The sequence below is a fragment of the Actinoplanes subglobosus genome (assembly GCF_042650585.1).
GTDB classification, from domain to species: Bacteria; Actinomycetota; Actinomycetes; order Mycobacteriales; family Micromonosporaceae; genus Actinoplanes; species Actinoplanes subglobosus.
Genome location: NZ_JBHSBL010000024.1, coordinates 566,638 through 576,158 on the forward strand (window position 1 = coordinate 566,638; position 9,521 = coordinate 576,158).

Below are 9,521 nucleotides of genomic sequence, written 5' to 3' on the forward strand. Positions count from 1 at the left end.
GCCGTCCGGCCCTACCCGGCCCGAGCGGACTTTCAGCAGGCTGCGAGGGTGATCACTTCCGGAAGTCAGCCTGTGCTCATCCAAGGTGGCATGGGCGTCGGCGTCTCCGATTGGCGGCTGGCGAACGCGGTCGCCCGTACCGGGCAGATCGGGGTGGTGTCCGGGGTCGCCCTCGACGTTCTGCTGGCCCGGCGGCTGCAGCTCGGTGACGAGGGCGGGCATGTGCGCCGGGCCCTTGCCGCCTTTCCGGTGCCGGAGGTGGCGCGGGACATCCTGGACCGGTATCTCGTTCCCGGCGGGATCGCCGACGGACGGCCGATGCGGCCGGTGCCCCAGCAGGGACTGCGGCCCCGAAAGCACACCCAGCAGCTGGCGGTGGTGGCCAACTTCGTCGAGGTGTTCCTGGCCAGGGAGGGCCACGACGGGCCGGTCGGCGTCAACTACCTGGAGAAGATCCAGCTGGGCACACCAGCCTCGCTGTACGGCGCGATGCTCGCCGGTGCCGACTACGTGCTGATGGGCGCGGGACTGCCGACCGAGATCCCGCGACTGCTGGACGATCTGGCCGCACACCGGCCGGCGCGGCTGCCGGTGACCGTCCATGGTGCCCGGCCGGGCGAGGAACACCACGTCACCCTGCACCCACGCGAGCTGCTCGGTGCCGATCTCGCACCGCTGCGGCGGCCCCGCCTGCTGGCGATCGTGTCGTCGGCGACGCTCGCCGCCTACCTGGCCCGGGACGCGGCGACCCGGCCGGACGGGTTCGTGCTGGAGACGTCGGTGGCCGGAGGGCACAGCGCCCGGCCGCGCGGCAAGCTGACCCTCGACGACGACGGCGAGCCCGTCTACGGGCCCCGCGACAGCCCGGACCTGGTGAGACTCGCCGCGCTGGGGCTGCCGTTCTGGCTGGCCGGCGGGCAGGCCGACCCGGACCGGCTGGCCGCCGCACGAGCCGCGGGGGCGGCCGGGATCCAGGTGGGTACGGCGTTCGCGCTGTGCCGGGAATCGGGACTCGACGACGACATCCGCGCACGGCTGCTGCGGCAGGCCGGCGACGGCACACTCGTGGTGCGCAACGACGTCCGGGCGTCGCCGACCGGGTTCCCGTTCAAGATGGTGCCGATGGCCGGGACGACCGCCGACGAGCAGGTGTACGCCGTCCGCCCGCGCCTCTGCGACCTCGGGTATTTGCGTACGCCGTACCGCCGCCCGGAAGGGGGTGTGGGTTTCCGTTGTCCGGCCGAACCGGTCGACGAGTACGTGCGCAAGGGCGGCGCGGCCGAGGACACCGTGGGCAGCCGCTGCCTGTGCAACGGGCTGGTCGCCACCGTCGGGCTGCCGCAGCGGCGGTCGGGCGACTACGTGGAACCGCCGCTGGTCACGCTCGGGCAGGACCTCGGGTTCCTGCCGCACCTGCCGGACGGGTTCACCGCCGCCGACGTGGTCGGGTTCCTGGTCAGCGGTGCAGCCAGCGGTTCGGGTCCCGTCGCACCCGGTCGACCGCGCTGAGGGCGGCGCCGATCACCGCCGCGTCCGGGCCGAGCGGGGCCGGGCGGACCTCCACCGGCGACCAGGCGGTGCTGAGGACGCGGCGGCGCAGCTCCCGGTCGATGCCGTCGATCAGCCAGGACGCCAGCAGCGCGTAACCGCCGCCGAGCAGGACGGTGTCGACCTTGACCAGGTTGATCAGGCCGGCCAGGGCGATGCCCAGGGCGGTGGCGGCGTCGTCGAGCGCCTTGAGGATCCGGGGGTCGCCGGCCGACACCAGCGCGTCGACGGTCACCGCGGGGGACCGTCCGGTCTCGTGGGAGCCGGTCCCCTGGGCGCCGGTTTCGTGGCATCCGGTTTCGTGGGAGCCGGCCGTGTCGGAGCCGGCCAGGATCGAGGTCAGGCCCGCGAACGACTGGAGGCAACCGGTCGCCCCGCACGCGCACGGCGGGCCATCGGAGCGGACCATGACATGCCCCAGCTCGCCGGACCAGCCGTCGAGCTGCGTTCCGCCGAGGACCAGGCCGGCGCCGATGTCGAACTCGCCGCTCACGCAGACGAAGTCGCGCAACTCCCGGCCGGCCGCATACCACTCGGCGAGGGCGGCCAGGCGGGCGTCGTTGCCGATATGGACCGGTAGGTCCAGCAATGCCGACAGGGCGGCGCCGGCGTCGACGTCGTGCCAGCCCAGGGCGGGGGCGCGGCGGACCACGGTGTCGTCCTGCACCGGGCCGGGGACGGCCAGGGTGGCGCCGACGACGGTCAGATTCTCGGCGGCCGCGGCCCGGACCGCCCGGTCCGCCATCGCCGCCAGCGCGGCGAGCACCGCACCTGGCCCGGTCCGTGGATGCGGAGCTTGCGGGCGCGGGGCTTGTGGGTGTGGGGCTTGTGGGTGTGGGGCTTGTGGGTGTGGGGCTTGTGGGTGTGGGGCTTGTGGGTGCGGCGCTTGTGGGTGCGGGGCTTGTGGGTGCGGGGCGAACTCCAGGTGGCGGACCGTTCCGGTCAGGTCGACGACGGCGGCGGACAGCACGTCGGCGCGGATGTCCAGGCCCAGGCCCGCCGGGCCGGTCCGGGCCAGGCTGAGGCCGACCCGCGGGCGCCCCGAACCGCCGGAGCGGGACGGGCCGGCCTCGACGATCAGCTCGGCGGCCAGCAGCTCGTCGACGATCCGGGTGATGGTCGGCCTGGTCAGGCCGGTTGCGGCGGCCAGCTCACTGCGCGAGATCGGGGCGTCACGGGCGTCGGCGATCTGGCGGAACGTCAGGTCCAGGTTGTGGGCGCGGAGACTGTCCTGCCGGATCGGGCCGTCCGTGCGGGGCGCGACCCGATGCACCGGCCGGGTCATGCCGCGAAGTCGTCGGCGTAGGCGGCGGCCCGGCCCGGTGGCAGGTCACCGTCGGCGATCACGGTGACGATCCGCCGTCGCAGGCCGGCATGCGGGGCCAGGACCAGCGGCTCGTCCCAGGCCAGCGAGGAGCCGACGCCGACGTAGTCACGGGTCCGCACGAACCACCGGTCGCCACGCGTCTCCTCGTCACCGCCGAGGAACACCAGCGTCCAGCGGTCCCCGGCGACGGACAGCCAGCGGGCCCGGTCGCCGTGCACGCTCTCGGTCGGGGCGGTCACCCGGCACCGCCCGGACGGCGCCCGCCAGAAGAAACCGCCATACCCCGCCCCGGCCCGCCCGTGCGCGGCCGGGCTGCGGATCGGCAGCTCCCGCTCGGTCATGTTGGTCAGCGCGAAGGTGAAGTCGAGCGCCCACGCGTCCGGGCCGGCCGGCTGCCATGACACCGTGCGCCGTTCGTAGAGCAGGATCGATCCGTCGATGCCGGTCCACCGCAGCGTGTGCATCAGCTGATCGGGCCGCCGTCGCAGCCAGCGCAGGTGCACCTGGCTGCCGTGATTGTCCAGCCAGGCCGGACCATGGCCGGGCAGGAACGTGCGGCCGCCCCAGAAATTCGCACCGTCCACCTCGGCGACCGCGACACTGACGCCGAGATGATGGCGGTGCGAGGCGGGCATCAGCTCGGTCACCGTGGTCCCGGCCAAGGTCCGGATCGGATGGAGGTACGGCCGGGGCGCCAGCGAAGCCGGCAGGGAGGGCCGCCACACGTACTCGGCGACGGCCCGGTCGCCGAGACGCAGCACCTCAACGGCGTCACCGGTCACGGAAGCAGAATAGTGTCACCGCGCCGCCGGCGTGATCACGGTCGCTTCGACGACTGTCGTTCCGGGGCCGCCGACGCTGCCGGCGATCGGGTCGGTGGTCGCGGCGGCGGGTGCGGCAGGTCCGGTGAGCAGGGCGGCTCCCATGACGAAGGCGGCGAGAGGGCGGTTCATCACTCCTCCAGGGCGTGGTCGGGGTCCGCTACCGGTGTGATCCGGAGCGGGCCGAAGTCGGCGTGGCCGGCGTGACCGATCGCGAACAGGCCGAGCGTGGCGCCGATCCAGCCGCCCGGGGTCGCGGCGAACGGCGGGCCGATCTCCTGCCAGCCGGTTCCGGTGTCGGCGGCGAAGTGGACGACGGCGCCGTCGGTGACGGTCACGGCGAGTCGTACCGGGCCGATGACCGGTTCCGGCCGGGTCACGTCCTGTTCGGCCTCGCCTCCGGCCTCGCCTCCGGCCTCGGCGGTCCGCCGGATCAGTAGCGGTCCGCCGGGCTGCTGCTCAAGGCCGGCCCAGCTGTACGTGTGACCCAGCACCACCAACCCCGCCCGCGCCCCGGGTCCGGCGTCGAGGCGCACCGTGGTCTCCGCCCGGAACCGGGGCCCGGGCAGTCGTCGCCCCAGCACCGCGGGAAAGGTCCGCAGGTCGTCGCCGGGTTCACAGCGAAGGCGGAGGCCGTCCGCGGGGTGATGGTCGATCGCCGGAGCCCGGCCGGGCGCGGGGTTCGCCGGCCAGGTCCACTCGCCGACGTCGTCGAGAACGCGTGTCGTTGCCGGCCCGTCGTCGGAAACGCGTGTTGTTGCCGGGTCGCTGTCGGGAACGCGTGTCATGTCCGGCTGGAGTGCGGGCTTGGGGTGTCGCTCGACGGGCTCGCCGTGGTGGCCGATCACAGGCCAGCCGCTGTCCAGCCACCTCATGGGCTGCAGGTGGACCACACGGCCGTACGCATGAAGGTCCTGGAAGTGCAGGAACCAGGAGTCGCCGGCGGGTGTCTCCACCCACGCGCCCTGGTGCGGGCCGTTGATCTTCGTTTGTCCCTGTTCGAGGACGATCTTCGGCTGATACGGGCCGAGGACGTGGCGGGAGCGCATCGCGTACTGCCAGCCGTTCGTGACGCCGCCCGCCGGGGCGAAGATCCAGTACCAGCCGTTCCGGCGGTACCACTTGGGGCCCTCCAGGGTCCGGCATCCGGGGATCGCGTCGCCGTCGACGACGAGCGTGCCGGGGTCGAGTGGCCGTTCCAGATCAGGTGTCATCCGGTGCGCGGTGAGCCGGTTGTGGAAACCGCAGCGGCTCTTCGCCCAGGCGTGGATCAGGTAGGCGGTGCCGTCCTCGTCCCACAGCGGGCACGGGTCGATCAGGCCGCGCCCGGGGAGCACCAGTCGCGGTTCGCTCCACCGGCCGGCCGGATCGTCGCTGGTGGTGACGAAGATGCCGTGGTCCGGGTCGGGATAGCAGATCCAGAACCGGCTGTCGTGATGGCGCAGGCTGGGTGCCCACACGCCGCAGCCGGACCGGGGCTCGCGGTAGGCGTCGTCGGGAACGAGCCGGTCCAGGGCATGCCCGATCAACCGCCAGTCGACCAGATCGGTGGAGTGCAGGATCGGCAGGCCCGGCACCCGGTTGAAGCTGGAGGCGACCATGAAGAAGTCGTGACCGACTCGGATCACGTCCGGATCGGACCAGTCGGCGTGCAGGACCGGATTGCGGTAGTGCCCGTCCCCGATGTCCGCGTTCCACAGCGCGTTCACCGGGCCGCCTCCGTGGCCGCCGCCGGGAGCCGGTGGGCCCGCTCGGCAGCGGTCAGTGCCTCGCCGGTGGCGGAGCCGTCGGCGACCAGGACCGACAACCGCCGGGTGAGCGTGCCGCCGGGCGGGACGACGAGCCGGTCCCAGGCGATCGCCGAGCACACCCCGGCGTAGTCGTCGCACCGCACGAACCACGGATCGGACGAGACGGTGTCGGTGAGGAAGACGAGCGTCCATCCGCCGCCCTCGACCGACAGCCAGCGTGCCGCTCGGCCGTGGACGGCGTCGATGCCGGTGCCGGTCTCGGCGCTGATCCGGTAGTCGCCGTCGGGTGCCCGCCAGAAGAAGCCGCCGTAACCGGCGCCGGCCCGCCCACGTGCCGCGGGACTGTCGATGGTGAGGTCCCCGCCGGTGGCGCCGGTCAGTGTGAACTCGACCCGCAGCAGCCAGGCGTCCCCGTCGATGTGGTGTGCGGACAGGCCCCGCGACTCGTGCGCCAGGACGTGGCCGTCGCGGTCGAGCCAGTCGAGTTCCTGGTGCAGCCGGTCGCCGGAGCGGTGCAGCCAGCGGGCGTGCCGCTGCCGTCCGTGGTTGTCGAGATGGACCGAGCCGTGTCCGGCCACATAGGTGCGCCCGCCCCAGAAGTTGGCCTCGTTGAGGACCGGGACGGCGATGCTCGCGCCGAGGTGGTGCAGGTGGTCGGCGGGCATGAAACCGGTGACCGTCGTTCCGCCGAGAGTGGTCACCGGATGCAGGTAGGGGCGGGGCGAGACGGTCAACGGCAGGTGCGGATCCCACACGTACCGGGCCACCACACGCCCGCCGCAGGACAGATCGTGTGCCTTCACGGTCGGCATGGACGGCAAGTTAGCGGCGAAATCCCAGTTACGTCAATCTCTGAAACAAATCCTGGGTCGCCCGTTGACATCCATGGCATTCGATAGATAAAACACTGAAACAAATCGCGTCCGGAAGGATCCATCGTGAACTCACGTCTCGACCGGCGCCGGCTGCTCACCCTCGCCGGCCTGACCGGGCTCGCCGCCGGGCTGCCCGCCTGTGGGCGCGGGTTCGGTGGCAAGGGCGGCGACGACGGCAAGGTCGAGCTGAACATGGTGTGGTGGGGCGACACGCAGCGCGCCCAGCTCACCCAGCAGGCACTCGACCTGTTTCAGCAGGCCAACCCGGGTGTCCGCGTCCGCACCGAGTATCAGGACAGCAGCCCGTACAAGGACAAACTGGCCGCCCGCTTCGCGGCCGGCGACCCGCCGGACCTGATGGCGATGCGCTTCGACAGCCTGCGCGAGTACGCCGACCGTGGCACCCTGCTCGACCTGGCCCGGCATCCCGAACTCGACCAGTCCGGGCTCACCGACCCGGCCCGGGCCCTCGGCCAGGTCGGCGCCGCCAGCTTCGGCGTGCCGTCCGGGCTCAACACGATCGGTTTCGTCATCGACAAGACCCTCGCCGATCAGTACGGCGTGGCGATCCCGGACGGCGACACCTGGAGCTGGGAGGACCTCGCCGGTTTCGCGCAGAAGGTCACCAGGGCCAGTGGCGGCAAGGTGTACGGCACCAACTTCGAACCGTGGACCGTCGCCAACCTGCTCGTCTTCGCCCGGCAGCGCGGCGAGGACTTCTTCACCGCCGACGGCAAGCTCGGCGCCACCGAGGCCACCCTCATCGCGTGGTACCAGCTGGTCGAGGACCTGCGGAAGTCCGGTGGCATCCCGCCCGCCGGGTTCATCGACCAGAACAACGGCGCCTCGGCCGCACAGTCCTACCTGGCCAAGAAGTCGATCGCCTCGCAGGTCATCCCCACCAACAACCTGATCAGCTTCAACCAGGCGTGCGGCGGCAACCTGGTCCTGCTGCGGATGCCGGGCGAGACCCAGGGCAAGCGTCGCGGCCAGTCCGTCGACACGCCGGCGCTGTGGTCGATCGCGGCCGCCTCCAAGCACCCGGCGGAAACGGTCAAGCTGCTGAACTTCCTGATCAACGACACCGAGGCCGCCAAGGCGTCCGGTGCCACCCGCGGCGTGCCGGCCAGCAGTAAGGTCGCCGAGGCGATCGCTCCCGGGCTGGAGCCGGACAACAAGCGGTCCAGCGACTTCCTGGGCGCCCTCCAACAGGAGAAACTGCCCGCTTCATACCCCTATCCGGTCGGCGCCAGCAAGCTGACCAACATCCTCAAGACGTTCAGCACCGAGGTCGAGTTCGGCCGGACCACCCCGGCTGACGCCGGGAAGCAGTTCATCACCGAGGCCCGCAAGGCCATCGCCCCATGATCAGAAAACGTCAGGACTGGGCGGGGTACGTGTTCCTGCTGCCCTGGTTCGGCGGGATGGTCTTCATGGTCGTCCCGTTCGTCGCCTCGCTGTACCTGGCGTTCACCGACTACGACCTGCTCACCCCGCCACGCTGGGCCGGACTGGCGAACTTCGAGGCGATGCTCGGCGACGTCGAACTGCACCAGTCGCTGAAGGTCACCTTCGTCTACACCCTGGTGTCGGTCCCGGCGTCGCTGGCGGTCGCGCTCGCCGTCGCCATCGTCCTCGACCGTGGCGTCCGGGGCCTGGCGATCTACCGCAGCATCTACTACCTGCCGTCGCTGCTCGGCGGCAGCGTCGCCATCGTCATGCTCTGGCGCTACCTGTTCGGCTACGACGGCATCGTGAACGGCTTCCTGTCCTGGTTCGGTATCGACGGCCCCGCGTGGACGACCGATCCGGATCATGCGCTGACGACGCTGATCCTGCTGCACGTGTGGACCTTCGGCGCCCCGATGGTGATCTTCCTGGCCGGGCTGCGCCAGATCCCGGCGATGTACTACGAGGCCGCCTCGATGGACGGCGCCTCCCGCTGGCGGCAGTTCCGGTCGATCACGTTGCCGCTGCTCAGCCCGATCATCTTCTTCAACCTGGTGCAGGCGCTGATCGCGTCCTTCCAAACCTTCACCCAGGGGTACGTGATCAGCAACGGCAGTGGCGGACCGGCGGACTCCACCCTGTTCTACAACCTGTACCTATACCAGAAGGGGTTCGCCGAATTCGACATGGGCTACGCCTCGTCGATGGCCTGGCTGTTGCTGATCATCATCGCGGGGTTCACCGCGATCAACTTCCTCGCGGCCCGCTACTGGGTCTTCTACGACAACTGACGGGACCCCGCGATGACCCTCACCCTGACCCGCTCCCCGGAGGCCCCCTCGGAGGCGCCGCCCGTCGCCCGTCCTCGGCGGCCGCGTTTCCTGCGGCATGTGCTGCTCAGCGGCGTGGGCATCGTGATGATGTACCCGCTGCTGTGGATGATCTCCAGCTCGGTCAAGCCCAGCGACAGAGTCTTCACCGACGAGGGTCTGTGGCCGGCCGTGTTCGACTTCGGCAACTACGCGCGCGGGTGGACGGCGCTCAGCGAGCCGTTCGAGATCTACCTGGTCAACTCGCTGGTCATCGTCACGCTCAGCATCATCGGGAACCTGCTGTCGTGCTCGCTGGCCGCCTACGCCTTCGCCCGGCTGCGTTTCACCGGCCGGAAGCTGTTCTTCGCGATGATGCTCGGCACCATGATGCTGCCCGGGCACGTGCTGGTGGTCCCGCAGTACGTCATGTTCGACCGGCTGGGCTGGCTCAACACGTACTACCCGCTGCTGGTGCCGCACTTCCTGGCCACCAACGGCTTCTACATCTTCCTGATGGTCCAGTTCATGCGCTCGTTGCCGCAGGAGCTCGACGACGCCGCCCGGATCGACGGGTGCGGCCCGTTCCGTACCTTCTGGAAGATCGTCATGCCCCTGTGTCTGCCGGCGTTCGCCACCACGGCGATCTTCACCTTCATCTCGGTGTGGAACGAGTTCTTCAGCCCACTGCTCTACCTCACCGACCCGCAGCTCTACACGGTCCCGCTGGCGATCCGCCAGTTCATGGACTCCGAAGGCCAGAGCCAGTGGGGCGAGATGTTCGCGATGTCGTTCGTCTCGCTGGCCCCGGTGATCGGCTTCTTCATCGCCGGCCAGAAATACCTGGTCCGGGGAATCGCCACCACCGGATTGAGGTGATGCCCACCCACCCTTGAGTCCGGCCCCCTCGCCGGCGGCGGCAGCGGTCCCGGCAGGCGCCC

At 70.9% G+C, this 9,521-nt stretch carries 9 protein-coding genes; 4 read left to right on the top strand and 5 right to left on the bottom strand.

Annotation, left to right across the window (positions count from 1 at the left end; all coding sequences use genetic code 11):
* The first annotated feature begins 90 nt into the window (after positions 1-90).
* Positions 91-1,509 carry a nitronate monooxygenase gene (locus ACFO0C_RS36790; protein ID WP_378071521.1) on the top strand — a complete coding sequence of 473 codons (1,419 nt, stop codon included), beginning with the start codon at positions 91-93 and terminating at the stop codon, positions 1,507-1,509.
* Here ACFO0C_RS36790 and ACFO0C_RS36795 read toward each other — a convergent pair.
* Genes ACFO0C_RS36795 through ACFO0C_RS36815 form a run of 5 tightly spaced genes read right to left on the bottom strand, consistent with a single transcriptional unit; the run spans position 1,457 to position 6,259 of the window.
* A complete protein-coding gene (locus ACFO0C_RS36795) occupies positions 1,457-2,833 on the bottom strand; it encodes an ROK family protein (RefSeq protein WP_378071397.1) in 1,377 nt (458 codons plus the stop codon). The genes ACFO0C_RS36790 and ACFO0C_RS36795 overlap by 53 nt on opposite strands.
* On the bottom strand, positions 2,830-3,657 hold the full coding sequence (locus ACFO0C_RS36800; RefSeq protein WP_378071398.1) for a DUF6807 domain-containing protein: 828 nt from the start codon (positions 3,655-3,657) through the stop codon (positions 2,830-2,832). The genes ACFO0C_RS36795 and ACFO0C_RS36800 overlap by 4 nt, the downstream gene beginning before the upstream one ends.
* Before the next feature lie 15 nt (positions 3,658-3,672).
* Positions 3,673-3,828: a hypothetical protein gene (locus ACFO0C_RS36805; protein WP_378071399.1), complete on the bottom strand. Its 156-nt coding sequence runs from the start codon at positions 3,826-3,828 to the stop codon at positions 3,673-3,675.
* Positions 3,828-5,405, bottom strand: coding sequence for a glycoside hydrolase family 43 protein (locus ACFO0C_RS36810; protein WP_378071400.1), 1,578 nt, complete (start codon positions 5,403-5,405; stop codon positions 3,828-3,830). The genes ACFO0C_RS36805 and ACFO0C_RS36810 overlap by 1 nt, the downstream gene beginning before the upstream one ends.
* Positions 5,402-6,259, bottom strand: coding sequence for a DUF6807 family protein (locus tag ACFO0C_RS36815; RefSeq protein WP_378071401.1), 858 nt, complete (start codon positions 6,257-6,259; stop codon positions 5,402-5,404). The genes ACFO0C_RS36810 and ACFO0C_RS36815 overlap by 4 nt, the downstream gene beginning before the upstream one ends.
* A 126-nt stretch (positions 6,260-6,385) precedes the next feature.
* On the opposite strand from ACFO0C_RS36815, the gene ACFO0C_RS36820 reads away from it, so the two are divergent.
* Genes ACFO0C_RS36820 through ACFO0C_RS36830 form a run of 3 tightly spaced genes read left to right on the top strand, consistent with a single transcriptional unit; the run spans position 6,386 to position 9,459 of the window.
* Positions 6,386-7,690 carry an ABC transporter substrate-binding protein gene (locus ACFO0C_RS36820; protein ID WP_378071402.1) on the top strand — a complete coding sequence of 435 codons (1,305 nt, stop codon included), beginning with the start codon at positions 6,386-6,388 and terminating at the stop codon, positions 7,688-7,690.
* Complete coding sequence (locus tag ACFO0C_RS36825) at positions 7,687-8,562, top strand: carbohydrate ABC transporter permease (protein WP_378071403.1); 876 nt, start codon at positions 7,687-7,689, stop codon at positions 8,560-8,562. Before ACFO0C_RS36820 ends, ACFO0C_RS36825 begins: the two co-directional genes overlap by 4 nt.
* 12 nt (positions 8,563-8,574) lie before the next feature.
* Complete coding sequence (locus ACFO0C_RS36830; protein WP_378071404.1) at positions 8,575-9,459, top strand: carbohydrate ABC transporter permease; 885 nt, start codon at positions 8,575-8,577, stop codon at positions 9,457-9,459.
* The last annotated feature ends 62 nt before the right edge of the window (positions 9,460-9,521 follow it).